This window comes from Variovorax glucosi (assembly GCF_051216695.1).
Classification (GTDB): Bacteria; Pseudomonadota; Gammaproteobacteria; order Burkholderiales; family Burkholderiaceae_C; genus Variovorax.
This window is the reverse complement of record NZ_JBPJZE010000002.1, coordinates 224,289-250,421: the sequence shown is the minus strand read 5'-3', so window position 1 is coordinate 250,421 and position 26,133 is coordinate 224,289. Positions and strand designations below refer to the sequence as shown.

Here is a 26,133-nt window from a genome sequence, read left to right as displayed (position 1 = left end):
GGCGATCAGCCGTTGATGGTGTACGACCGCTGCCACTTGCCGGCGCGGATGACGAAGGCGGCGAAGGTCGGATCGACATCGTTCTCGTCGTCGAAATCGATCGACGACGAAGCGCCTTCGTAGTTGATCGCCTTCTTCTGGGCGAGCAATTTCTTGCCTTCCTCGAAGCTGCCGACCGACTGGCCCTTGCCGGTCGTCACTTCGCGGACCTTGGCCGCCACCGCCACCGCATCGGCGCCCGGTCCGGCCGCTTCGATCGCCAGGGCCAGCACCTGAACCATGTCGTAGCACATGGCGGCATAGACGTTGTTCTCGGGCGCCTGCTTGACGGTCAGCGCGTACTGGCGCGAGAAGCGTGCGTAGGCGCTGCTGCGCTCGTTCACCACCGACTCGACCACCACGATGCCCTCGGCCACTTCGGGCGTTACGCCCTTGATGAAGTCGCCGTTGGCGCCGAAGCCCGGAATGATCCATTTCATCGGTGTGCCGAGCTGCGCCCAGTCGCGCACGATCGCGGTCGCATCGGCCACGTACGCCGACAGGATGATGCCGTCCGGCCTGGAACGCAGCACCTGCTGCAGTTCGGATCGGTAGCTCGGACGGTTCGGTTCGTACAGCACGAAATCGGTCAGCTTGCCGCCGTTGGCCTCCCACACCTTGCGGAAGCCTTCGGCATGCGGGGCGAGCGCGGGATTGTTCTGGGCCATGACGGCCGGGCGCTTCAGGCCTTCCTTGGTGGCGGCCGTCGTGAACGCGCGGCTCAGATGTTTGGAACTGCCCTGATAGCGAAAACCCAGCTTCTTGCCGTTGACCTTCGGATCGGCCAGCGCCACCGCTCCCGAGGTGTGCATGAGGATGGCGTTGGCCGCATTCGTCATCGGCAGCACCGCCAGCGACACGCCCGACGCCCAGGTGCCGAGGATCGCCTGCACGCGATGCACTTCGAGCAGCTTCTTGGCCGCAAGCACTGCGGCGTTCGGGCTGGTCTGGTCGTCCTCTGCGAACACCTCGAACTTACGTCCACCGGCACCGCCGGCCGCATTCACTTCGTCGGCCGCGAAGAGAATGCTTTTCTGCATGCCGGAGCCGAAATTCGCTCCGGCTCCGGAAATCGGATTCAGCGCGCCGATGCGGAAGGAGGATGCGGATTGCGCCCACGCCCCGCGGCTGGCGAGCAGCGCGGTGGCGGCACCCGAAATGAGAAGCTGACGACGGTCCAGACGGTTCACGGCGACCCCTTGAAGGTAAATGCGAAAGTAAAAAGCAGCCGTGATTACAGATTTCGTGCCAACCTGCGTCAAACGCATTGTGGAAATGACTGATATCGACCGCATCAATAATGGGGTGTAACGTCATTGACCCGGCACTGGCACGCTCTCTGCTTCAGCTGGAACGACATGTCACTCCCGATAACCCTCCAACCGATCGCGCCGATCACGCTGGCTGCGCAGCCCGCGCCGCAGTCGGGCGCCCGCCGCAGCACCTTCGACGGCCTCGACCTGAACCTGCTGCGCGTGTTCGCCGCATTGATGCGGGAGCACAGCGTGACCCGTGCGGGCGCCGCCCTCTGCCTGTCGCAATCGGCGGTGAGCAATTCGCTGCAGCGTCTTCGCGAGGCATTGGGCGATGTGCTCTTCGAGCGCACGGCAACCGGCATCCGGCCGACCAGTCATGGTCTCGAACTGTGGCAACAACTTCAGCCGCACTACCTTCAGATCGAGAAAGTGCTGACGCCGGAGGCCTTCGATCCGCTGACCTACGAAGGCGCGTTCACCATCGCGATGTCCGACTACACGGCCGAGCGGGTCATGCCGAGGCTTGGCGCCTACATCGAGACGGAGGCGCCGCGGGTGCAGATCAACCTGCTTCCCTACAGCGTGGCCAACATGTTCCCGATGTTCGAGCGTGAAGGCATCGACCTGGCCATCGGCGCCAATCGTGACGACGCCCAGCATGCGCGCGGCCTGCGCGCGAGCACGCTGTGGCCGATCCATTCGCGCTGCCTGATGCGCCGCGACCATCCGCTGGCGCGCGGGAAGCTGACGCTCGAGCGCTTCCTGTCGGCGCGCCATCTCGACGTCTGCCTGCCCGGCATGACGATGCCACTCTACGACAACCTGCTCGCAGCGCACGGCGTCCGCCGCAACCTCATCCTGACGCTCAACCACTACACCCAGACGCTCGCCGTACTGGCCGCGACCGACTACATCGCCGTGCTGCCGGTATCGCTGCTGGACCTGAGCGCCTATGCGGACCGGCTGTGCCAGCGCGATCCGCCGATCGCGATGCCGGAACGTCCGCTGGGACTGATCTGGCACCAGCGGCATGAGAGCAGCCCGCCGCATGTGTGGTTGCGGCGGGTGCTTACGGAGTTGTTTGCGGTGGGCTGACGACTCGTCCGGATCCGCTAACGCGCCAGCACCGGCCCCAACGCCACCCCCGTGTGCGTCCCCAGCCTCACCACTTCCTCCGGCGGCGCCGCAGCAACGATGCGCCCGCCGGCATTCCCGCCGTCCGGTCCCAGGTCGACGATCCAGTCGGCCTCGGCGATCACATCAAGGTCGTGCTCGATCACCACCACGCTATGCCCGGCATTCACCAGCCGGTGCAGCACGTGGATCAGCTTCTCGACGTCGGCCATGTGCAGGCCGACCGTCGGCTCGTCCAGCACGTATAGCGTATGCGGCGGCTTCTGTCCGCGCCGCGTGACGTCGTCGCGCACCTTGCTCAATTCGGTCACCAGCTTGATGCGCTGCGCCTCGCCGCCGCTCAAGGTCGGCGACGGCTGTCCCAGCGTCAGATAGCCGAGCCCCACATCCTTCAGCAACTGCAGAGGATGCGAGATGTTCGGCATCGTGCCGAAGAAATCGACCGCCTCGTCGACCTCCATCTGCAGCACGTCGCCGATGTTCTTTCCGCGCCATGTGACGGCCAGCGTCTCGGGGTTGAAGCGCGCGCCGTGGCAGACCTCGCACGGCACCTTCACGTCCGGCAGGAAGCTCATGGCGATGGTGCGGATGCCCGCGCCGTCGCAGCCGGGGCAGCGGCCTTCGCCAGTGTTGAAGCTGAAGCGCGCAGGCGCATAACCGCGCGCCTTGGCCTCGAGCGTGTCCGCGAACAGCTTGCGGATGGTGTCCCAGAACCCGATATACGTCGCCGGGCAACTGCGCGGCGTCTTGCCGATCGGCGTCTGGTCGACTTCGAGCACGCGGTCGATGGTTTCGTAGCCGTCGACCGAGCCGCATCCCGTCCACGCCGGGCGCTTGCCCGCCGCATCCGCATCGCGGCCGGCCTTCGTCATGCGCTGGATGACGATGGCCTGCACATTGGCGAGCAACACATCGCGCGCCAGCGTCGACTTGCCCGATCCGCTAACGCCGGTGATGGCGACGAGGCGGTGCAGCGGCAGCGTCGAGGTGACGTCCTTCAGGTTGTGCAGATCCGCCCTGTGCACCGTCAGCCATGTGTTTTCGCTCGCCGACGAAGCAAGTACCTCGCGCCGCGTCTGCAGCGGATGCCGGATCGCATCCCTCAGATACCGTCCGGTCTGCGAATCCGCCGCCGCCTCGATGTCCGCCACGCTACCCTGCGCGACCAGTCGCCCGCCGCGCTTGCCCGCGCTCGGGCCGATGTCGATGATGTGGTCGGCGCGGCGGATCGTGTCTTCGTCGTGCTCCACCACCACCAGCGTGTTGCCCTTCTCGCCGAGCTTGTGCAGCGCATTCAGGAGGATCTGGTTGTCGCGTGCGTGCAGGCCGATGGTCGGCTCGTCGAGCACATAGCAGACGCCCTGCAGATTGCTGCCGAGCTGCGCTGCCAAGCGGATGCGCTGCGCTTCGCCGCCGCTCAGGGTCGGCGCGCCGCGGTCGAGCGTGAGGTAGCCGAGGCCGACTTCTTCGAGGAATTCGAGACGGCTCCTGATCTCAGGGACGAGGTCGCGGGCGATCTCTGCGTTGCGGCCGGTCAGGGCCAAGGTCTCGAACCACTTGCGGATGTCGGTCACGCTCAAGCGGGCGATGTCGACGATGGATACGCCCAGGCCCTCACCCTCACCCGCACCCTCTCCCGGAAGGAGAGGGAGTAATGCGGGCTCCCTCGCCCCCCCGGGGAGAGGGCTGGGGTGAGGGGCAGCGGCGTCCCCATGAAACAACACGGCCCGCGCCACTGCATTCAGCCGCGTCCCGTGGCACGTCGGGCAAACGACGTCGCCTACGTCTTCGGCTTCAGGCTCGGCAAAGGTCTGCTCGCGCCCCTTCTGGTCGTCCGCCAGCACCGAATCGTCGAACACCTTGCGCTGGTCTTTCGTAAGCTTGACGCCGGTACCGACGCAGTCCGGGCACCAGCCGTGCTTGCTGTTGTAGCTGAACAGTCGCGGATCGAGTTCCGCGTAACTGGTGCTGCAGACCGGACAGGCGCGCAGCGTCGAGAACACCTGCGTACGGCCGATGCCCGATGTAGGCTGGCCGTCCGCCAGAGCCTCGCGCAGGCCGCCGAGTTCGCTCATCACATGCAGCACGCCCTTGCCGTGTTCGAGTGCCTTGGTCAGCGCCTCGCGCAGTTGCGCTTCGTTCCCCGGCGTCACGTCGAGGCTCGCCACCGGCAGTTCGATGCTGTGCTCCTTGAAACGGTCGAGTCGCGGAAACGGGTTCGTCGGAAGGAAGCCGCCGTCGACGCGCAGATGCGTGTAGCCGCGCGGCCGTGCCCAGTCGGCAAGCTCGGTGTAGACGCCCTTCCGGTTGCTCACCAGCGGCGCCAGCAGTCCGATGTGCTGGCCCTTGAAGTTGCGCATCAGCTGCGCCGCGATGCTGTCGGGCGTCTGCGGTTGAACCGCTGCGCCGTCGTGGATGCAGTGCTGCGTGCCGAGCTTGACGTACAGCAGCCGCAGGAAATGCCACACCTCGGTGGTCGTGCCGACCGTGCTCTTGCGACCGCCGCGCGAGAGCCGCTGCTCGATCGCCACCGTCGGCGGAATGCCGTAGACCGCATCGACTTCGGGCCGGCCCGCCGGCTGCACGATGCTGCGCGCGTACGCGTTGAGCGATTCGAGGTACCGCCGCTGCCCTTCGTTGAACAGGATGTCGAAAGCCAGCGTCGACTTGCCCGATCCGCTGACGCCGGTGACCACGCTGAACTTGCCGCGCGGGATGTCGACGGAGAGATTCTTGAGGTTGTGCTCGCGGGCATTGACGATCTGGATCGCGTCGCGCCCGAACGCCGGCAGCGCACGCGGCTGCGGCTCGCGCACCGAAAAGCGCGACGGCCCGATCGACAGTTCGTAGTCGCGTAATGCATCGCCGGTGAGCGAACCGGCCATTTCGCGCACCTGTTCCGGCGTGCCGACCGCGACGATCTGACCGCCGCCGTCGCCGCCCTCCGGGCCGAGGTCGATCAGCCAGTCGCTGGCACGAATCACGTCGAGGTTGTGCTCGATCACGACCAGCGAATGGCCGGCGTCGAGCAGCTTGCGCAGCGCGCGCATGAGGCGCGCGATGTCGTCGAAATGCAGGCCGGTGGTCGGCTCGTCGAACAGGAACAGGGTGCCCTTGCGTGCCAGCGACTGCTTGCTCGCGGTGTTGTTCTTCACCGCTTCGGCGAGGAAACCGGCCAGCTTCAGCCGCTGTGCCTCGCCGCCCGACAGCGTCGGCACCGGCTGGCCGAGCTTCACATAGTCGAGGCCGACGTCGATGATGGGTTGCAGCGTGCGCAGCACCTCGCGGTCGGCGGCGAAGACCTGCGCGGCTTCGGCGACTGTGAGGTCGAGAACGTCGGCAACGTTCAGCATGCGAGCGCCGCGTTCGATCATCACTTCCAGAATCTCGGGCCGATACCGCTTGCCGTCGCAGTCCGGGCATCGCAGATAGACGTCGCTCAGGAACTGCATCTCGACATGCTCGAAGCCCGATCCGCCGCAGGTCGGGCAGCGTCCGTCGCCGCTGTTGAAACTGAACTTGCTGGCCGTGTAGCCGCGTTGCCGCGACAGTGCGGCGGTGGCGAAGATCTCTCGCACGGCATCCCAGGCGCCGACGTAGCTGGCCGGATTCGAGCGCGCCGTCTTGCCGATCGGCGACTGGTCGACGAAGACGACTTCGCTCAGGTGGTCGGCGCCGAGCAGTCGGTCGTGTTCGCCGGGCGTTTCGGTCGCCTTGCCGAAGTGGCGCATCAGCGCAGGCGCCAGCACGTCCTGCACCAGCGTCGACTTGCCCGATCCGCTGACGCCGGTGACGACCACCAGACGCTGCAGCGGAAACTCGACCGTGATGTCCTGCAGGTTGTGCTCGCGCGCGCCTTCGAGGATGAGGCGTGGCGTGCTTTCGGTGACGGCGCGCTTGAAGCCCATGCCGATCTGCTTGCGCCCACCGAGGTAATCGCCGGTGAGCGTGGATGCGTTACGCAGCGCGTCGGTGGTGCCGTCGAACACGATCTGGCCGCCGCGGATGCCGGGGCCAGGGCCCATGTCGATCACGCGGTCGGCGGCCAGCATCACCGCAGGATCGTGCTCGACCACCACCAGCGTATTGCCCGCATCGCGCAGGCGCAGCATGGCTTCGGTGATGCGGTTCATGTCGCGCGGATGCAGGCCGATGCTCGGCTCGTCGAGCACGAAGAGCGTGTTGACGAGAGACGTGCCGAGGGCGGTCGTCAGGTTAATGCGCTGCACTTCGCCGCCCGAGAGCGTGCGGCTCTGGCGGTCGAGCGTGAGGTAGCCGATGCCGACGTCGTGGAGGTAGCGCAGGCGGGTGGTGATTTCTTCGAAGAGGAGCTTCAGCGCCTGGGTGTCTCCTTCGTTCGCATTCGCGCCGTTTCCATGGGCCTCGATGCCCTCGAAAAAGCGCCTCAACCGCTCGATCGGCAACATCATCAAATCGTGCAGACACAGCCCCGGCAACACTTCCAGTTGCTCCCGCGACCACTTCACGCCCACCGGCATGAACCGCTTGGCGGGCGCCAGCACCGCATCCGCGTCTTCCTTGCTGCCGATGCGCCACAGCAGGCTGTCGAGCTTGAGCCGCGCACCCGCGCAATCGGGGCACGGCGTGTAGCTGCGGTACTTCGACAGGAGCACGCGGATGTGCATCTTGTAGGCCTTGCTCTCCAGATAGGCGAAGAAGCGCTTGATGCCGAACCACTGCTGGTTCCATTTGCCGTTCCAGTTCGGCGAGCCGTCGATAACCCAGTCCTTCTGCGCCTGCGTCAGCTTGGCCCACGCGGTGTCGCGCGGAATGCCGGCGTCCTCGGCATGGCGCATGAGGTCGTCCTGCGCTTCCTTCCATGCGGGCGTCTGGATGGTCTTGATCGCGCCGGCGCGCAGCGTGAGCTTGTCGTTCGGAATCACCAGCCCGAAGTCGACGCCGATCACGCGACCGAAGCCGCGACAGGTTTCGCAGGCGCCGACGGCGGAGTTGAACGAGAACATCGACGGGATCGGGTCGGCGTAGCGAATGTCGCTTTCGGGGCAGTGAAGGCCGGTGGAAAATTTCCAGATGTCCGGCTTGGCATCGTCCTCGGCCGGAACGGCGTAGACCGTCAGCCGCCCCGCACCGCGCTTCAAACCGGTCTCGATGGCTTCCAGCACGCGCACGCGTTCGGCACCGGCCAGGCGAAAGCGGTCGGCGACCACGTCGAGCACTTTGCGGGGACCGGTTGGCGTCGCGATCTCTCGCTCGGCCTGCACGCGGGTGAAGCCGCTGGCGGACAGCCATTGCGTGATTTCATCGGGCGTGGTGCTGGCTGGCAGCTCGACCGGGAACGTGACGACGATGCGTGGATCGCCCGCCGCCGCAGCGCGTTCCAGCATCGTCGCGTAGATCGAATCCGGCGAATCGTGACGCACCGGCAAGGCGGTCTCGCGGTCGAACAGGCTGGCAGCGCGGGCGAACAGCAACTTCAGGTGATCGTTGAGTTCGGTCATCGTGCCGACCGTCGAGCGCGAGGAGCGCACCGGATTTGTCTGGTCGATGGCGATGGCCGGTGGCACGCCTTCCACCTTGTCGACCGCCGGCTTGTCCATGCGGTCGAGAAACTGGCGGGCGTAGGCCGAGAAAGTCTCGACGTAGCGCCGCTGACCTTCGGCGTACAGCGTGTCGAAAACGAGACTCGACTTGCCCGAGCCGCTCGGGCCGGTGACCACGGTCATCTCGCCGGTGCGGATGTCGAGGTCGAGATTCTGGAGGTTGTGCTGGCGTGCGCCGCGGATGCGGATGGAGCCGGATGTCATGTCTGCCGATCGAAGGGAGCAAGGGCAAACATTCTAGGGAGCGCATGTCGCTGCCAACATGGAAGGGTCTTGCGCGAGCGCCTGTCGGACAGACGGAAAAAAGCCCCGCGCCAGGGCTGGCTGCGGGGCCGGTCCGGCGGACGCCGGATCAGAAGTTGTGGCGGACGCCCACCGCAAGCGAGCTGAAGTCCACGCCCGAGTCGCCGGTCTGGTAGCCGCCGACGGCCTGGTTGTTCACGTGCGTGTAGTAGCCGTAGACCTTGGTGCGCTTGCTGAGGTTGTAGTTGTAGCCAAGCGTGTATTGCGAAGCGCCGGTATCGGCGAACTTCGAATAGCTGCCCGCACGTCCCACGTTGACATGGAACTCCGAAGCGCCGACCAGATAGGCGGCAGAGAGACGCACGTTGTTGCGCTTGCCGCCGTCCGGAATGATGGCGTTCTCGTCGCGCTGCACATAAGCGCCGACAACGAACGGACCCATTGTGTACAGCGCGCGGATCGCGAACTGCTTGGCCTGGTCGAGCGACGTGTAGCCGGCACCGAGGGCCAGATCGCCGACCGTGTAGTTCGCAGCCAGGTCGTAGGCCGTCTTGCCGCCGGTGCCGTTGGCCTGTTCGTGCAGGCCGACCGCGCCTTCGAACGTGAAGTTGCCGAAGCTCGGCGTACGGTAGGCGATCTTGTTGGTGTCACGCATCACGTAGGCATAGAGCGCGTCCGACGACGAACCGGTGTCGTGGTTGTGCATGCTGACGTAATCGGCGGTCGCGAAGTACGACTCCGAGATCCAGCGGCCCAGTCGCACCGTACCGAAGGCGCCCGACAGGTTCACCTCGCTCTGGCGGCCGAAGAACGGACTGGCACTGATGCCGGTGTCCGAAGCGAAGCCGCTCTCGAGCGCGAAGCCGGCGCGCAGGCCGCCACCGAGATCTTCGGTGCCCTTGAAGCCGAAGCGCGAGGAGTTGTTGTAGAGCCCGTTGACCGACTCGTCGCCGATCTTCTGGTGCTCGACCGTCGTGTTGACGCGGCCGTAGAGCTGAACCGTACTTTGCGCAGAAGCGGAAGCGGCGCCCGAGAGCGCCGCGACGGCCAGGAAGGCCTCTACTGATTTGATGACCTTGAGTTTGTGCGATGCCTTCATCCGAATGTCCTTGTTGTGCCCCTGCAGCCTTCCGGAATGGAGGGCCCTCACCTCCGGTCTTCCGAGACCGGTGCGGGGTGCGACATTGTTGTAAGCAAGCGCCTACAGAGCAATCAAGGAAATCTGAACAAAAAGCTCGCTCTCGAAAATTGACGTGAACTAGTGCCCGCGACGTTCAGTCGTTCGCATAGATGTCGACGTCCTTTGTCTCGCGGATGAAGAGCGTGCCGATGATCAGCGTGGCGCCAGCGATGATGATCGGGTACCAGAGACCGTTGTACATGTTGCCGGTGCTGGCGACGATTGCGAAAGCCGTCGTTGGCAGCAGCCCGCCGAACCAGCCGTTCCCGATGTGGTACGGCAGGCTCATCGAGGTGTAGCGGATGCGGGTCGGGAACATCTCGACCAGCATCGCGGCGATGGGGCCGTAGACCATCGTCACCAGCAACACCAGCCAGAACAGCAGCGCGACCGTGAGCACCTTGTTGGTCTTCGCCGGATCGGCCTTGACCGGGTAGGTGGCCAGCTTCAGGTCGTCGCCGACTTCCTTCTTGAAGGCCGCGATCTGCTTAGCCGAGGCCTCGTCGAACTTCAGGTTCACCACATTCCCGACCGGCGCCGTCACGGTCTTGTCACCGATCTTGATGACGGCATTCGAGCCCGCCGCACCGGCCACGTTTTCGTAGCTCACCGAGTTCTGCACCAGATAGCGCTTGGCTATGTCGCAGGAACTGCGGAAATCGATTTCGCGCGCGACCGGATTGCCCTGGAACGAGCAGGTCGCCGGATCGGCGGTAACGGTGACGCCGGCCGTGGCTTGCGCACGCGCCAGATCGGGGTTGGCGGCCTCGGTCAGCATCTTGAAGACCGGGAAGTAGGTGAGCACGGCCAGCAGGCAGCCGGCCATGATGATCGGCTTGCGGCCGATCTTGTCCGACAGCGTCCCGAAGATCACGAAGAACGGCGTGCCGAGCAGCAGGGCTGCCGCGATCATCAGGTTGGCCGATGTCGCATCGACCTTCAATTGGGCCGTCAGGAAGAACAGCGCGTAGAACTGGCCGGTGTACCAGACCACGGCCTGGCCGGCGGTCAGGCCGACGAGTGCCAGGATGACGATCTTCAGATTCTTCCACTGGCCGAACGATTCGGTCAGCGGCGCCTTCGACGTCTTGCCCTCGGCCTTCATCTTCTGGAAAGCCGGCGATTCCGACAACGACAGCCGGATCCACACCGACACGCCGAGCAGCAGGATGGAGACGGCGAACGGAATGCGCCATCCCCAGTCGGCGAAAGCGACTTCACCGACCGTCAGCCGCACGCCGAGAATCACCACCAGGCTCAGGAACAGCCCCAGCGTGGCGGTGGTCTGGATCCACGATGTGTACGCGCCGCGCTTGCCGTGCGGCGAATGCTCGGCCACGTAGGTGGCAGCACCGCCGTATTCGCCGCCGAGCGCCAGGCCCTGCAGCATGCGCAATGCGATCAGAATGACCGGCGCCGCGACGCCGATGGTCGCGTAGCTGGGCAGCAGGCCGACGATGAATGTCGACAGGCCCATGATCAGAATGGTGACCAAAAAGGTGTATTTGCGGCCGATCATGTCGCCGAGCCGGCCGAACACGATGGCGCCGAACGGCCGCACAAGAAAGCCCGCCGCAAACGCCAGCAGCGCGAAGATGAAGGCCGCTCCGGCATCGAGCCCGCTGAAGAACTGCCTGGCGATGATTGCCGCCAGCGAGCCGTACAGATAGAAGTCGTACCACTCGAACACGGTGCCGAGCGAGGAAGCGAAGATGACCTTCTTCTCTTCCGATGACATGGGTCGGGGCGCGGGATGCGGAACCCCTCGCGAATCCAGTGTGGCTGCCATTGGGTCTGTCTCCTGTGAATGGAATGCGGCTCTTGTCGAGTGGGCCGTGAAACATTCTTTGACTGGAGACTGACCCGAAGCTTTCGCGAAACTTACCGCCGCTGACAACTTAAGGTCAAACCCGCGCGACAGGTTTCAGCATGTAGGAAAACTACCCTTTGGCTTGAAGGATCGACGGCCGCTTGTCGGCTTCGGCCCACGCAACGCCGTCGAACCACTCGTCTTGCTGCAGCGCCGCACGCAGCATCGGCAGACTGTCCAGACCCCAGAACACACGTCCGTCGACCGCGAAAGCCGGTACGCCGAACGTGTCGAGCGCGATCGCTTCGGCGGCGTTCTCGCGCAGGCTGGCGCGCGCTGCATCGCCGTTGCCGTCTCGCACGGCCGTCAGGCGCGCGGCCAGCGCTGCGAGACGCGCCGGATCGGTGGCTTCCGCGCCGCCGATCCATACGTCGCGGAAGATCGTCTCAGCGACGTGGCGGCTGATTTCGCCGTCGTTTGTCGTCGACATCGCCAGCCGAAGATGCGCCAGCGGGCTGTATGGATGCGAAGCCGGCATCTGCAAAGGAATGCCGAGCGAATGACCGAGCCAGAGCACATGGCGGTAGGTCCAGGCGCGCTTGGCCGGCGTCTCGGCCGGGGCGGTCTGGCCGTGCTGCTTAAGCAGTGCGCCGAGCAGGATCGGCTTGTAGCAAACGCTGTAGCTCAGGCCTTCGAGCGCTTCGGGCAGTTGCTCGAAGGCCAGATAGGCGTAAGGCGAGATGAAGTCCAGATAGAAGGTGATGTGTTTCATGTCAGGCGTCCTGGCTTGCGCGGCGCCCGATGGTGCGCCAGACCTGGCGTTTGCCTGCGTCGTCCATGCGACTCCAGCCGGCGATCTCGTCGAGCGTGCGCAAGCAGCCGTCACACAACCCACTGGCTGCATCGATGCGGCAGACCGAGGTGCACGGCGACGGCAGATCGCGTACCAGCACAGCCACGACGCCCGCTTTCGCGACCAGCGCAGCGCGGCTGTCCGGGCGGTCGTCGAGGCTCATTCGACAGCGACCACAACGGTCACATCCGCGACCGGCGCACCTGTCAGGCGTTCGATGTCGGCAGGTGTCAACCGAACCACCGAATTCGGGTGACCCGCCGCCGCCCAGACCTCGTCAAAGCGGAACAACTCGCGGTCAACAAGCACGACGGTCGGCGTCGCATGCGCGAAAGGCGATACGCCGCCAATCGAGAACCCGGTCTTCGCCTTGACGAAATCCGCATCCGCCCTGCCCGTGGCGCCGACCAGCGCATCGACCTTCTTCTGGTCCACGCGGCGATCGCCGGAGGTGATGACCAATACCGCCACATCGTCGCTCTTGCGGCGGAAGACGATGCTCTTGGCGATCTGGCCGAGCGCAACGCCCAGCGCGTCGGCCGCGTCCTGCGCGGTGCGGGCCGATGCGTCGAGCATGTCCGGCGCGTGCGGGTGGGCTGCGTCGCGCAGCATGAGGGCGACGCGCTGGACGCCGGCCGGAATAGGGAGAAGTTCGGAACCGCACATGTACCCGAGCATACGAAAAACGACGCATGGTGCAGTGCACCAGGAAAAGGCGTCCGTGCGCCATGTCGGCGCAGCAAGCCATCGGCGGGGTCGGAATCGACTTCGAGGAAGGGCGCAAGCGGCGCAAAACATCCGGCATGGATGTTGCTTGGACTCTGCACACTGTTTCGCCGGCGCCGTTGCCGCGGATTTTCACAGTGCCTCCGCTAATGAAGGCGGGATCCGAGCGAACCGACAGCGACCGAAGTTGCTACCGGCTTGCCTGTTCCGTTCTTATTTGCAGGAGTCGACATGAAAATCGCAGTCATCGGCCACGGCATGGTGGGCCACAAGTTTCTCGAGCAGCTTCACGACCTCGGCATCCCGAACGCAGAAGTCACGGTCCTTTGCGAGGAGCCCCGCGCCGCCTACGACCGGGTGCATCTCTCGGAATTCTTCTCCGGCAAGACCGCAGCCGATCTCTCGCTGGTCGAGGAAGGCTTCTTCGACCGCTCCGGCTTCACGCTGCGCCTGACCACCAAGGCAGCGGCCATCGAGCGGCGCGACAAGACCGTGACGACGCTGGATGGCGAAGTCGTCCACTACGACAAGCTGGTGATCGCTTCCGGCTCGACGCCCTTCGTGCCGCCGGTGCCGGGCCGCGACCGCGCGAACTGCTTCGTCTACCGGACCATCGAAGATCTCGAAGGCATGAAGGAATGCGGCGCGCGCTCCAAGACCGGCGTCGTGGTCGGCGGCGGTCTGCTCGGGCTCGAATGCGCGAAGGCGCTGCGCGACATGGGCCTCGAAACCCATGTCGTCGAATTCGCGCCGCGCCTGATGGCGGTGCAGGTCGACGAAGGCGGCGGCCGCATCCTGCGCAACAGCATCGAGGCGCTCGGCCTTCATGTGCACACCGGCCGCAACACGGTGGAAATCGTCGACGGCGCGACCGCGCGTCACCGCATGGTGTTCGCCGACGGCACGTATCTGGAGACCGACATGATCGTGTTCTCCGCCGGCATCCGCCCGCGCGACGAACTCGCGCGCCAGTCGGTGCTGGCGCTGGGCGCACGCGGCGGCGTGGCGATCGACACCCATTGCCGCACCAGCGACCACGACATCTACGCCATCGGCGAATGCGCGGCCTGGAACGACCAGACCTTCGGCCTCGTCGCGCCCGGCTACGAGATGGCGCGCGTTGCCGCGAAACATCTCGCCGGCCAGCAGGACGCCGCCTTTACCGGTGCCGACATGAGCACAAAGCTGAAACTGATGGGCGTCGATGTCGCCAGCATCGGCGACGCGCACGGCAAGACGGCAAATTCGCTCTCCTATCAATACATCAACGAACACAAGCAGATCTACAAGAAGATCGTTGTCAGCGCGGATGGCACGCAACTTCTCGGCGCGGTGCTGATCGGCGATGCGAGCGAATACGGCACGCTGCTGCAGATCGCGCTGAACGGCATCGCGCTGCCGGCGGACCCCGAATTCCTGATCCTGCCGTCGAGCGACGGCAAGGCCAAGCCCGGCCTCGGCGTCGATGCCCTGCCCGACACCGCCCAGATCTGCTCCTGCAACAACGTCACCAAGGGCGAGATCAACGCGGCGGTCGGCGGCGGCGCCTGCACCATCGCCGAGATGAAGTCCTGCACCAAGGCCGGCGCGACCTGCGGCGGCTGCGTTCCTCTCGTGACGCAGGTGATGAAGGTCGAGATGGCCAGGCTCGGCATGGCGGTCAACAACCACCTCTGCGAACACTTCCCGTATTCGCGCCAGGAGCTGTACCACCTCGTGCGCGTCGGCGAGATCCGCACCTTCTCCGACCTGCTGCACAAGCACGGCAGCGGCCTGGGCTGCGACATCTGCAAGCCGACCGCGGCCAGCATCTTCGCGTCGTGCTGGAACGATTTCGTGCTCAAGAAGGATCTGGCCAGCCTGCAGGACAGCAACGACTACTTCCTCGGCAACATCCAGAAGGACGGCACTTATTCCGTCGTGCCGCGCATGACCGGCGGCGAAGTCACGCCGGACGGACTGATCGCCTGCGGCCAGATCGCCAAGAAGTACGGTCTCTACACGAAGATCACCGGCGGCCAGCGGGTCGACATGTTTGGCGCGCGCGTCGAGCAGTTGCCCGCCATCTGGGAAGAGCTGATCGCGGCGGGTTTCGAGTCGGGTCATGCGTACGGCAAGTCGTTGCGCACGGTGAAGAGCTGCGTCGGCTCGACTTGGTGCCGTTACGGTGTGGACGACAGCGTCGGCCTGGCCGTCGAACTCGAGAATCGCTACAAGGGCCTGCGCGCACCGCACAAGATCAAGTTCGGCGTCTCCGGCTGCACCCGCGAATGCGCCGAGGCCCAGAGCAAGGACGTCGGCATCATCGCGACGGAAAAGGGCTGGAACCTGTACGTCTGCGGCAACGGCGGCATGAAGCCGCGCCATGCCGAACTGCTGGCCGTCGACCTGACCAAGGCCGAACTGGTGCAACTGATCGACCGCTTCCTGATGTTCTACGTGCGCACCGCCGACCGGCTGCAGCGCACCAGCACCTGGCGCGACAACCTCGAAGGCGGTCTCGACTACCTGAAGGGCGTCGTCGTCAGGGACACGCTCGGCCTCGCAGCCGAACTCGAAGCGCAGATGCAGCACGTCGTCGCCACCTACCAGTGCGAATGGAAGACTGCCATCGAAGACCCGAAGGTGCGCCAGCGCTTCCGCTCCTTCGTCAACAGCGACAAGCCGGACGAGCGTGTCGTCTTCGTGCCGGAACGCGGTCAGATCCGTCCGGCCAGCGCGAACGAGCGCATCGACATCGTTCCCGCGCTCGTCTGACAGCACAACACAAGAAATCCCCATGACCACCGAAACGACCCTTCAATGGACCGACGTCTGCGCAGCCGCCGACATCATTCCCGACACCGGCGTCTGCGCGCTGGTGGACGGCGTGCATGTCGCGGTCTTCCGCATCGGCAGCGATGTCGAAGGCGAGCAGTTCTTCGCCATCGACAACGTCGACCCGAAATCCGGCGCCAGCGTGCTTTCGCGCGGACTGGTCGGCAGCCTCGGCGACCACATCGTCGTCGCATCGCCGCTCTACAAGAACCATTTCGACCTGCGCACAGGCGAATGCCTGGAAGCACCGGAGCACTCGGTGCGCGCCCATGCGGTGCGCGTCGAAGCCGGCACCGTGCAGGTCGCGCTGCGCTGAATCTTCCGTCAGCGGTTTTCCCTTCGCGGATCTCTCCTTCCGCGCTTCTCGATTTCTCTTCCAGTTCCCAAGGTATTCATGGCCTATCTCGCTCCTGCCGAATTCGTGACCAAGATGGTCGATTCCGGCGAATCCAAGCTGCTGATGTCGACGCGCGACACGCTGATCCGCTCCTATATGGCCGGCGCCATCCTCGCCCTGGCCGCGGCCTTCGCGGTCACCGTCACCGTCAACACCGGTAATGCGCTGGTCGGCGCGATGCTGTTCCCGGTAGGTTTCATCATGCTGTACCTGATGGGCTTTGACCTGCTGACCGGCGTCTTCACGCTCGCGCCGCTGGCCGTGCTGGACAAGCGCCCCGGCGCCACCTGGAAGGGCGTGATGCGCAACTGGGGTCTGGTGTTCTGCGGCAACTTCGCCGGCGCGCTGACCGTGGCCGTGTTTATGTCGATCATCTTCACCTTCGGCTTCAGCGAAGCGCCCAACTCGGTCGGCGAACGCCTCGGCCACATCGGCGAAGGCCGCACGCTGGGCTATCAGGCGCACGGCGCGGCCGGCATGCTGACGCTGTTCATCCGCGGCGTGATGTGCAACTGGATGGTGTCGACCGGCGTGGTCGCGGCCATGATGTCGACCACCGTCTCGGGCAAGGCCATCGGCATGTGGATGCCGGTCATGATCTTCTTCTACATGGGCTTCGAACACTCGATCGTCAACATGTTCCTGTTCCCCACCGGCCTGATGCTCGGCGGCAAGTTCACGCTGATGGACTACCTGATCTGGAACGAGATCCCCACCGTGCTCGGCAACCTCGTCGGTGGGTTGACCTTCGTCGGCCTCACGCTGTACGCGACGCATTACAAGACGGCTGCCAAACGCGCAGTTCGCTGAAATCCCGCTGCCTTTGTCTTCGATGGGTGCGAAGTCCGCACTGCGCGTCACGCTTGGCCAGCACTCGCTGGCCGGTGTCGGCAAAACCGTCAATCAGGACTTCCACGGCGCGATGCTGCCGGAGGGATCGCAGAGAAGATCGAAGGGCATCGCCGTCGCGCTGGCCGACGGCATCGGCTCCAGCAAGGTCAGCCAGATCGCCAGCGCGGCGGCAGTGCGCGGCTTTCTCGACGACTACTACGCCACATCCGAGGCGTGGTCGGTCCGGCGATCGGCGCAACGCGTGCTCGACGCCACCAATTCGTGGCTGCACGCGCAAACGATGCGCAGCGACGCCCGCTTCGACAAGGACAACGGCTACGTCTGCACCTTCGACGCGCTGATCCTCAAGGGCCGCGAACTGCACATGCTGCATGTCGGCGATGCGCGCATCTATCGCCTGCATTCGCATGCGCTGGAGCAGCTGACCGAAGACCACCGCGTGCATGTGTCGTCGGCCGAGTCGTATCTCGGCCGCGCGCTCGGTGCAGGGCCGAACGTGGAGATCGACTACCGCTGCTGGGATGCGGAAGTCGGCGAGATCTACCTGCTCGCGACCGACGGCGCCTATGCGCATCTCGATGCCGCCACGGTGCACGAAGCGCTTGCCGCTTGCGGAAACGACCTCGACGCTGCTGCCCGCCGCATCGCTGTCGCCGCGCAAGATCGCGGCAGCGACGACGACAGTACGGTGCAGCTTCTGCGCATCGACGAACTTCCCGGAGCCGATGCCGCGCAATTGCCGCAGCAGCGCGAAGGCCTGACCCTGGCGCCTCCGCTTGCACCGCGCTCGCGCTTCGAAGGATTCACGCTGGTGCGCGAGCTGCACGTGAGTTCGCGCAGCCATGTGCATCTGGCAATCGACGACGCGACCGGACAGCAGGTCGTGCTGAAGCTGCCATCGGTCGACCTGCGCGAAGACAGCGATTACCTCGACCGTTTCGTCCTCGAAGAATGGGTCGCGCGGCGCGTCGACAGCCCGCATGTGCTCAAGGCCAGCCCGGTCGACCGGCCGCGTTCGCACCTCTACGTCGCGATGGAATACGTCGATGGCCAGACGCTCGCGCAATGGGCGGTCGACAACCCGCGTCCGTCGCTCGACAGCGTGCGCGGCATCGTCGAACAACTCGCGCGCGGGCTGCAGGCACTGCACGGACGGGAGATGCTGCACCAGGATCTGCGGCCGGAGAACGTGATGATCGATCGTGCCGGGACGGTGAAGATCATCGATCTGGCATCGACGCATGTCGCCGGGCTTTCCGATTCGGAGAGCGAACGGCGGGCGCTTGGGATCGAGGGGACGCTGCAATACACGGCGCCCGAATACTTCGTCGGCAACGGCGGGAGTGCGCGGTCGGATCTGTTCTCGCTGACAGTGATTGCCTATTGGCTTCTGACCGGGCAACTGCCATATGGGTTGCAGCCTACGCAGGTGCGGACGGCTGCGGATGCGAACCGCATGCGGTACACGCCGCTGCGGCATTTCCGGCAGGAATTGCCGACCTGGGTGGATGCGGTGCTGCAGAAGGGGCTGCATCCGAATCCGGCGAAGCGGCAGGAGGCGGTTTCGGAATTTGCGTACGACCTGCGATCGCCGGGAGCGGAGTTCCTGCGAACGCGGGCGCTGCCGCTGGTCGAGCGGCGGCCGGTGCTGTTCTGGCAGGTGACGACGGTGTTGCTGGGACTGGCCGTCGTGGTGCTGCTCGGGCTGCGCGTCTTCGGGCGCTGACGTCCAGCGTGGCACATCTTTTGCAGCGAATTCACCCCTACAACAACGGAGAAACTGATGACGACAACGATCACCGTGCTCTACGAGAACGTCGACGACGCGACCTTCGATCTCGACTACTACATGGCCAGGCACATGCCCCTGGTGAACGAGAAGTTCAAGCCGTTCGGGATGACGGGATGGCGCGTGCTCAAGGCCGTCGGCACGCCGTTCGGCGGCAAACCGGCGTACAGCGTCATCGCCAACCTTGAATTCGACAGCGCCGATCAGTTCATGGCTGCAGTGGCGGCGGAGTCCGGCCCGGTGTTCGGCGACGTCCCCAATTTCAGCAACAAGAGCCCGGTCGTCGTGATCGGCGACCTCGTCGGCGCGTCGACCTAGGCATCGCAGCCGCCCGGGCTCAGTCGACCCCGGACCCCGGCGCGCGGCGTGCTCCGGGATGCGAAGGCGCCGCCTCGTACATCACGTTGATCCGCGCGACGTACTTCGCCACCGGCCCGTGCACCGGGCGGCCGACGTGCAGCACCGACCCCGGCCCGAAGCCGTGGCGAAAGAACAATGCGGAGCCCTTGGCCGGCCGTACATCGTGGTGGCTGCGGTCGGGCCGGTAGAGCCGGGTGTCGCCGCCCTGGACGCCGTCGTCGGGGCCGTTCAGATAAAGCAGCATCGTCAATCCGGAGCGCAAGTGTGCGGGCCACTGAAGCATGCGGCGGCGCTCGGCGTCGAGCGAGAAACCTGGCCATTCGCCATCGGTGTGCAGATTGAACACATCGCCGTCGTCGTAACGGTACATGTTGAGGCGCTCGGACAGGCGCGGGTACAGCGTCATGCCGTCGATATCGGGCGGCAGCAGCGTGCGCATGCGCGCGAACAGCGGGCCGAGCGATTCGAGGTCGGCCATCCAGTGCACCGACTTGTTCATCCGCATGCCGGGCGGCGTGGCGATGCCGGGCGCCTCGTCGCGATAGCCGAAACGCTCGCTCGCCTCGATCAACGCATCCGCCTCGGAATCAGTGGCCAAGTTGCGGATCTCGAACGCCAGTAGCCCGCCGAGCTCGATATCGTGCCGGGTCGGGCGCGTCCCCGCATCAGCCTCCAATGACAGTTGCGGCGGCGGCGTGACGAACGCATGGATCGGCGTGTCGGGCACGACGCCGCCTTTCGGCAGCGAACCGGGCAGCAGCGCGACGCTGCGATGCGCGGGCCACGCCGACGCTGCATCGATGTCGATTTCTTCGCTGGCAAAGTTGCGGGCAGCCATCACCATGTCCCCACGTTCGGCATCGACGCCCAGGGCTCGGCCGACGCAAGCGCATGACCGGCCTGCAGCAGTTCGACGGAAATGCCGTCGGGCGACCGCACGAACGCCATGCGCCCGTCGCGCGGCGGGCGACTGATGGTCACGCCGTGCGCCATCAGCCGCTCGCACGCTGCGTAGATGTCGTCGACCGCGTACGCGACATGGCCGAAACTGCGCCCGCCGGTGTAGGCCTCGGGGGCCCAGTTGTGCGTTAGCTCGATCTCGACGTCGGGCTGACCTTCTGCTGCAAGGTAGACCAGCGTGAAGCGGCCGGAAGGTACGTCGAACTGGCGTGTGACCTGCAGCCCGAGCGCATCGCGATAGAAGCGCAGCGATGCGTCGAGGTCCGTCACGCGGACCATCGTGTGGAGGTATCTCATGGGTCTCGGATTCGGTATCGGTGTCGGTATGGGGTTCGGATCTGGCGCCGGGACGAAGGCCGTCGGCGGCACGATTTTCGCGGAACTATCGTAGGCGTCGGGACCGGCGCGGGCAAGACAGGCAAACCCCGAGGCGCACACTGGGCACCGGCTGCGACCTCGACCTCGACTTGCCCGGATCCATGCGCATTGCCTCGCGATGGACCTCCTGGCTAGTGGATCGACGCTTCGTGCGTCCGGTCGCGGATGAAGAACGCCGCCACCAGTCCCACCACCACGCCGAACATCACGTAGTAGGCCGGCGCCATCGGCGAACCGGTCGCGCGGATCAGCCAGGTCACGATGAACTGCGCGAAGCCGCCGAAGATCATCACCGCGATGTTGTAGGCCAGGGACATGCCGAGCGAACGCACGTTGGCCGGAAACAATTCGGCGATCACGGTGCTGAAGACGCCGAAGTAGACCGACACGAACACGCAGATCGACAGTTGCGCGACCAGCAGCCGCGTGATCGACGGCTCGGAGGTCAGCCATGAGTACGCTGGATAGAGCACCAGCAGGTAGCCGATCAGCGAACCGATCATCAGCGGCCGGCGACCGACCCGGTCGGAAATCGCGCCCCAGAGCGGCATCAGCACGATCATGAAGGCAGCGCTGGCCATCTGCACCAGGAAAGTGTCGCGCAGCGGCAGCTTGAGCGTGACGGTGGAGAACGTGGTGAGGTAGGTGAAGGTGATGTAGATCGATACCGTCAGCGTGACCACCAGGCCCATGCCGACCAGGGTTTCGCGCATGTGGTTCTTCAGCATTTCGCCGAGCGTGGCCTGGCGCACCGTGCCGGCGGCCTGCGCTGCCTTCATCTTCACGAAGGCTTCGGGCTCTTCGACGTTGCGGCGGATGTAGATCGCGACCGGCACGATCAACAGGCCGAACGCGAACGGCAGGCGCCAGGCCCAGGCCATGATCTGCGCCTGAGTGAAGATCTCGGTGATCAGCGTGCCGGCGGCGGCGCCCAGAAGCAGCGCGATCATCTGGCCGGTCATCTGCCAAGAGCCGTAGAAGCCGCGCCTGCCCGGCGGCGCCATCTCGATGAGCAGCGCGGTAGAGGTTCCGAACTCGCCGCCGGCGGCAAAGCCCTGCAGCAGCCGCGCCAGCACGATGAACAGCGGCGCGGCAATGCCGACCACCGCGTACGTGGGCGCGAAGGTGATCAGCGCGATCGCCACCGCCATCAGCCCGGTGACCATCACCATTGCGGCCTTGCGGCCCTTTCGGTCGCCGTAGAGCCCGAGCACGATGCCGCCCACCGGCCGCATGAAGAAGCCCACGCCGAAGACGGCGGTGGTCAGCAGGATCTGGTTGATGTTGTTGTCGGGGTCGGCCGGGTTGCTGGGGAAGAACAGCTTGGCCACGATCGGCGTCATGAAGGCGAAGGCCAGGAAGTCGTACCACTCCAGCGCATTTCCGATGACGGCCGCGAGGATGCTTTTTTTGGAGGAAACAGTTGTTTGCATTGGTCTCGAATAGCAAAAAAGAGGCCAGATCATGCGCGTGGAGGAATGCCGCGGCGCGTTGCTGCGGCATTGGCTGCGGCCTAGACTGATTAGCTTTGGCTTGTGTCCAACTATGAAAACCCGTCAATGGCTCGAGCGCCTGGTCGCTTTCGACACCACCAGCCGCAACTCCAATCTCGAACTGATCGAATCCGTGCGCGAGGGCCTGGCAACGCACAACGTACGCGCCGATGTGATCGCATCGCCCGACCGCCGCAAGGCGAACCTTTTCGCCACCCTGCCCGCCACCGACGGCCGTACCGACGGCGGCATCATCCTGTCGGGCCACACCGACGTGGTGCCGGTCGACGGACAGAACTGGTCGAGCGATCCCTTCAGGATCGACGAGCGCGACGGCAAGCTGTATGCGCGCGGCTCGGCCGACATGAAGAGCTTCATCGCCACCTCGCTGGCACTGGTGCCCGAATTCCTGGCCATGCCGCGCAAGAAGCCGATCCATCTCGCCTTCTCCTATGACGAGGAAGTCGGCTGCGTGGGCGCGCCGGTGATGCTGGCCGAACTCAAGCAGCGCGGCCTGCGTGCCGAAGGCTGCGTGGTCGGCGAACCCACCGGCATGCAGGTGGTCGTGGCGCACAAGGGAATCAATCTGTTCCGCTGCCGCGTGCACGGCAAGGCGGCTCATTCATCGCTCACGCCGCAAAGCTGCAACGCCATCGAGTACGCGGCCCGGCTGATCTGCCGCATCCGCGACATCGCCGACCACTACCGCGCCAACGGTCCGTACGACGAGTTCTTCGACGTGCCATTCACCACGCTCACCACCAACCAGATCCAGGGCGGCATCGCGGTCAACACGATTCCGGAACTGTGCGAGTTCCAGTACGAATTCCGCAACCTTCCGGGCATGTCGGTCGACGGCATCCGGTCGCAGGTCGAGCAATACGTCCAGGACGAGCTGCTGCCGAAGATGCGAAAGGAACATGCAGATGCATCCATCGACATCACGAATACAGCTGCGGCTCCAGGCATGGAGACGGCCGAGCAGGAAGCCATCACGCAGCTGGTGCGCGCCCTGACGGACGACCGGCAGACGCGGAAGGTGGCCTATGGAACAGAAGGCGGACTGTTCCAGCAGGCCGGCATTCCGACCGTGATCTGCGGGCCCGGACACATCGAGAACGCGCACAAGCCGGATGAGTTCGTGGCGCTTGACCAGCTTGCGGCTTGCGAGGGTTTCTTGCGGAAGCTTGGGCGGTCGCTGGCGGTTTGAGGCAGCGGCGCGCGCGTGCGGGCGCGCTGCTTAATTCTTCTTACCTGCCGGTGCTGGCGAGGTAGTCCTTACGCGCCGCGAAAGCCGTGTTCGCGAAATCCGAGAACACGCCGTCGATGCCCGCTTCGAAATAGGCGCGGTATTCGGCTTTCGGATCGCCCTTGTAGACGCCGGCCAGATAACGCGATTCGTTGCGGAACGTGAAGGTGTGAACGAGCAGGCCAGCCTTGTGCGCATCGGAGATCACGGCGGTAGGCGTCACGTTCGTCACTTCGGCCAGCGAGCCGGTGTACGGCGCCGGCTTGAACGGCACGATGGTGTGCGCCATCACCTGCGGCTTCCACGGGCCGATGCCGTCCGCATAGGTCTTGATCTCCGCCAGGCCCGCCGGCGTCAGCATCGCGCCGAAGGTGCGCGCGTCGCCGGCCAGCGTCCAGCTGTACGGGCGGGCGCTGACGAACGTGTACTCGTCGTTCGTCACGTAGATCATTTCGCCGGTTCGGAAGTCGATGTCGTTGCCGTCGATCAGCTGCACGGCCTTGGACTGGAGGCCCGCCGAGCGCAGGTACTTCAGGCTGGCCGGATCGAAGCTCTGCACGAAGATCGGCGCCTCCTTTCGGTTCAGGTCGTTGGCGTTCAGCACCTTCATCAGCGCGTCCTCGAACGGACGGCTGCCCGTCGGACCGCAGCCATTCGCAACGCCCTGCGCGTTGTTCCAGATCGGGTTCTTGCTCTCGGGATAGACCGTGATCGTGCGACCCAGCGCGGCGCTCTTCGCCTTCGCGATGTCGATCACGTCCTGGAAACTGATGATCGGCAGCTTGCCGTTGAGATCGGTCGGACGCTGGGCGCGCGCATCGTATGTCGTGCCGCCGATCAGCGTCCGGAGCTCGGTCATCGTGAAGTCGCTGATCGACCAGTCGTTGGTGTGGTCTTCGCCGTCGACGACGAGCGACTTGAGGACGGATTTCGGGTCTGACGGGTTGGTCAGGTCGGTGAGGTACTGCGCGGGGCCGTTCGCAGCGATCGCCGGGTAGGTGACGTTGACGAGCCGTCCCGGCACCGTGCGCTTGCGGGCGGCGACGGAAGGGTTGGTCAGGGCGACTTCTGCGATGTTGGTGTTGTCGCTGAGCCAGGGGTTGTGGCGGGCGACGAGCACGCAGTCCCTGGTGAGATGGAGGTCGAGTTCCAGGGAGTCGGCGCCGGCGTCGGCTGCAGCTTCGTAGGCGAGTTTGGTTTCTTCGGGGTAGAGACCGGGGAGGCCGCGGTGGCCGATGACGAGCGGAGCGCTGCCGTCGAGGGTTCTGAGGGCTGGGGGGTTGTCGCCGTTGCCGCCGCACGCGGCGATGAGCAGGCATGCGGAGAGTGCGACTGCTGTCTTGTTGTTCATTGGGCGGTGTCCGTTGTCTGTTATCGAGTTGTCAGGCTGTAGCGACAGGCTAAGTTCGAGCAATGACGACTGCGTGACAAGTTGTAGGTTCAAAAGGGCCACAGATGAAACAACGGCGTATTTACCGGACCCGCTCCGGCGAGGTCATATAGGCAGACTGGTTTACCGCAAATCTGCTCGTCTTTCTCTTTTCTCCAGATACATCGCCTGATCCGCGCTTTCCATCAGCCGGACTGCATCGAGGTCAGGTGCGTGCTGCACCGCAACACCGATGCTGCAACCGATCTTTATCGACAGACCTTCCCAGATGATCTCGGGCACCATTGCTTGTCGAATGCGCTCCTTGACCTGCGCCGGGTCGATTTCGGCATCGATCTCCTGGACCAGACAAACGACAAATTCATCGCCTGCCAGCCGCGCGACGAAATCGCCTTTGCGACAGCTTCGTTCGAGGCGCGTGCTGAATCGGCGCAGCACTTCGTCGCCCGCAGCGTGTCCATGACGGTCGTTGACCTGTTTGAAGCCATCGAGATCGATGAACATCACGGTTACCGAACGATTGGCATGGCGTGCCTCCATCAAGGTGCGGTCCAGCTGATCGAACCATGCCGCGCGATTCGGCAAACCGGTCAGGTCGTCGGTCAGCGCCTGCTTTTTCAACAACCGCGCCAGCTGGATTTGTGCCGTGACGTCGTGCATCGTGCAGACAGCACCGAGGATTTGGTCCCCGACGCCCATCAGCGGTGTCGCGTAACAGTTGACCGTTCGAGGTGGCTGGCTTGGCGTACGAATGACGATGGTCTGTCCACGCACGCGCTCGCCCTTCCAGGCGCGCAGCAGCGGAATTTCATGCGGCTGCAGGAGCTTTTTCCCGTCCTGGTCGTAAAGCCCGAAATGCGCAGCCCATTCTTCCGGAGGACATTTGCGCGCGTCCACACCATGCCAGTCCCGTGCGGCGCCGTTGAATTCTTTCAGCGTTCCCGAAGCGTCACAGCTCACGACGCCATCAGGCAACACATCGAGCAATTCGGAAATAGCGCTTTCCCGGCTTTGGGCAAGCAATTTCTGACGGCGCATCTCAAGCGCGTCACTTGCGCGGCGCGCGATGCAGCTCAGTATTTCCCGCTGCTCATCGCTCAACAGGCGCGGCTTCGTATCGAGCACGCACAGCGTACCGAAGCGATGGCCATCAGGGCTCGTCAACACCGCGCCGGCATAGAAGCGCACATGCGGTGCCGAAATCACGCAGGGAAGATTTGCAAAGCGATCGTCTTCGCGCGCGTCGGAAATCTCGAGGATGCCATCCTGATGAATGGCCAGCGAACAAAATCCGTCGCCGCGCAATGTACCGTCGAGGTCCAGTCCACATCGGGCTTTGAACCACTGGCGCTCGGATGACACCAGGCTGACCAGGCTGATCGGCATGCCCAGGACTTTCGACGCAAGCCAGGCCAGATCGTCGAAGACTGCCTCTGGTGGAGTGTCGAGCACTTGCAATGAATCAAGTGCTCTCAGACGCCTGGCTTCATCGTTGACGCTGTCATCCATGTACGTCTCTATGTCTTTGTCTTTGTCTGTGTCTATATCTAGTTCAGCTGGCAAGTACATGGCATCGAAGTTGAATATGTTCTTTACGGATTATTCAGACTTCGATAGCAACTAAC

Annotated in this window: 19 protein-coding genes; 7 read left to right on the top strand and 12 right to left on the bottom strand. The window is 64.6% G+C overall.

What is annotated here, in order from left to right; all coding sequences use genetic code 11:
* Positions 1-5: 5 nt before the first annotated feature.
* Positions 6-1,229 (bottom strand): ABC transporter substrate-binding protein, encoded by a 1,224-nt coding sequence (locus ACSFA3_RS09540; RefSeq protein ID WP_435505209.1) that lies wholly within the window; start codon positions 1,227-1,229, stop codon positions 6-8.
* 168 nt (positions 1,230-1,397) lie between these two features.
* Between ACSFA3_RS09540 and ACSFA3_RS09535 the strand changes: the two genes are divergently transcribed.
* Positions 1,398-2,390: a LysR family transcriptional regulator gene (locus ACSFA3_RS09535; protein ID WP_435505208.1), complete on the top strand. Its 993-nt coding sequence runs from the start codon at positions 1,398-1,400 to the stop codon at positions 2,388-2,390.
* A 17-nt stretch (positions 2,391-2,407) separates the two neighbouring features.
* On the opposite strand, the gene uvrA is transcribed toward ACSFA3_RS09535, so the two are convergent.
* From uvrA to ACSFA3_RS09505, 6 genes are all read right to left on the bottom strand, one after another.
* Positions 2,408-8,215 (bottom strand): excinuclease ABC subunit UvrA, encoded by a 5,808-nt coding sequence (gene uvrA, locus ACSFA3_RS09530; RefSeq protein WP_435505207.1) that lies wholly within the window; start codon positions 8,213-8,215, stop codon positions 2,408-2,410.
* Between the two features lie 148 nt (positions 8,216-8,363).
* Positions 8,364-9,353, bottom strand: coding sequence for a porin (locus tag ACSFA3_RS09525; protein ID WP_435505206.1), 990 nt, complete (start codon positions 9,351-9,353; stop codon positions 8,364-8,366).
* Positions 9,354-9,528: 175 nt separating this feature from the next.
* Positions 9,529-11,223 carry an MFS transporter gene (locus ACSFA3_RS09520; protein WP_435505205.1) on the bottom strand — a complete coding sequence of 565 codons (1,695 nt, stop codon included), beginning with the start codon at positions 11,221-11,223 and terminating at the stop codon, positions 9,529-9,531.
* 151 nt (positions 11,224-11,374) lie between these two features.
* Positions 11,375-12,016 (bottom strand): 2-hydroxychromene-2-carboxylate isomerase, encoded by a 642-nt coding sequence (locus tag ACSFA3_RS09515; RefSeq protein ID WP_435505204.1) that lies wholly within the window; start codon positions 12,014-12,016, stop codon positions 11,375-11,377.
* A gap of 1 nt (position 12,017) precedes the next feature.
* Complete coding sequence (locus ACSFA3_RS09510) at positions 12,018-12,260, bottom strand: DUF1289 domain-containing protein (RefSeq protein WP_435505203.1); 243 nt, start codon at positions 12,258-12,260, stop codon at positions 12,018-12,020.
* Positions 12,257-12,763: a YbaK/EbsC family protein gene (locus tag ACSFA3_RS09505; protein ID WP_435505202.1), complete on the bottom strand. Its 507-nt coding sequence runs from the start codon at positions 12,761-12,763 to the stop codon at positions 12,257-12,259. Before ACSFA3_RS09505 ends, ACSFA3_RS09510 begins: the two co-directional genes overlap by 4 nt.
* Positions 12,764-13,054: 291 nt before the next feature.
* On the opposite strand from ACSFA3_RS09505, the gene nirB reads away from it, so the two are divergent.
* The 5 genes from nirB (at position 13,055) to ACSFA3_RS09480 (ending at position 18,996) form a co-directional block, all read left to right on the top strand.
* Positions 13,055-15,580 (top strand): nitrite reductase large subunit NirB, encoded by a 2,526-nt coding sequence (nirB, locus tag ACSFA3_RS09500; RefSeq protein ID WP_435505201.1) that lies wholly within the window; start codon positions 13,055-13,057, stop codon positions 15,578-15,580.
* Positions 15,581-15,602: 22 nt separating this feature from the next.
* Complete coding sequence (nirD, locus tag ACSFA3_RS09495) at positions 15,603-15,956, top strand: nitrite reductase small subunit NirD (RefSeq protein WP_435505200.1); 354 nt, start codon at positions 15,603-15,605, stop codon at positions 15,954-15,956.
* Between the two features lie 78 nt (positions 15,957-16,034).
* Positions 16,035-16,847, top strand: a complete 813-nt coding sequence (locus ACSFA3_RS09490) for a formate/nitrite transporter family protein (RefSeq protein WP_435505199.1) — start codon at positions 16,035-16,037, stop codon at positions 16,845-16,847.
* Between the two features lie 22 nt (positions 16,848-16,869).
* Positions 16,870-18,615 (top strand): bifunctional protein-serine/threonine kinase/phosphatase, encoded by a 1,746-nt coding sequence (locus ACSFA3_RS09485; protein ID WP_435505198.1) that lies wholly within the window; start codon positions 16,870-16,872, stop codon positions 18,613-18,615.
* Positions 18,616-18,672: 57 nt separating this feature from the next.
* Positions 18,673-18,996 (top strand): EthD family reductase, encoded by a 324-nt coding sequence (locus ACSFA3_RS09480; RefSeq protein ID WP_435505197.1) that lies wholly within the window; start codon positions 18,673-18,675, stop codon positions 18,994-18,996.
* A 19-nt stretch (positions 18,997-19,015) separates the two neighbouring features.
* On the opposite strand, the gene ACSFA3_RS09475 is transcribed toward ACSFA3_RS09480, so the two are convergent.
* From ACSFA3_RS09475 to ACSFA3_RS09465, 3 genes are all read right to left on the bottom strand, one after another.
* Positions 19,016-19,876, bottom strand: coding sequence for a 2OG-Fe(II) oxygenase (locus ACSFA3_RS09475; RefSeq protein WP_435505196.1), 861 nt, complete (start codon positions 19,874-19,876; stop codon positions 19,016-19,018).
* Positions 19,876-20,295, bottom strand: a complete 420-nt coding sequence (locus ACSFA3_RS09470) for a VOC family protein (RefSeq protein WP_435505195.1) — start codon at positions 20,293-20,295, stop codon at positions 19,876-19,878. Before ACSFA3_RS09470 ends, ACSFA3_RS09475 begins: the two co-directional genes overlap by 1 nt.
* Before the next feature lie 212 nt (positions 20,296-20,507).
* Entirely contained in the window at positions 20,508-21,809 is a 1,302-nt protein-coding gene (locus ACSFA3_RS09465; protein ID WP_435505194.1) for an MFS transporter, read from the bottom strand.
* Positions 21,810-21,921: 112 nt separating this feature from the next.
* Here ACSFA3_RS09465 and argE point away from each other — a divergent pair, with 112 nt between their 5' ends.
* Positions 21,922-23,079: an acetylornithine deacetylase gene (gene argE, locus ACSFA3_RS09460; RefSeq protein ID WP_435505193.1), complete on the top strand. Its 1,158-nt coding sequence runs from the start codon at positions 21,922-21,924 to the stop codon at positions 23,077-23,079.
* 40 nt (positions 23,080-23,119) lie between these two features.
* Here argE and ACSFA3_RS09455 read toward each other — a convergent pair whose 3' ends face one another.
* Positions 23,120-24,469 carry a glycerophosphodiester phosphodiesterase family protein gene (locus ACSFA3_RS09455; protein ID WP_435505192.1) on the bottom strand — a complete coding sequence of 450 codons (1,350 nt, stop codon included), beginning with the start codon at positions 24,467-24,469 and terminating at the stop codon, positions 23,120-23,122.
* A gap of 162 nt (positions 24,470-24,631) precedes the next feature.
* On the bottom strand, positions 24,632-26,017 hold the full coding sequence (locus ACSFA3_RS09450) for a sensor domain-containing diguanylate cyclase (protein WP_435505191.1): 1,386 nt from the start codon (positions 26,015-26,017) through the stop codon (positions 24,632-24,634).
* Positions 26,018-26,133: the final 116 nt, after the last annotated feature.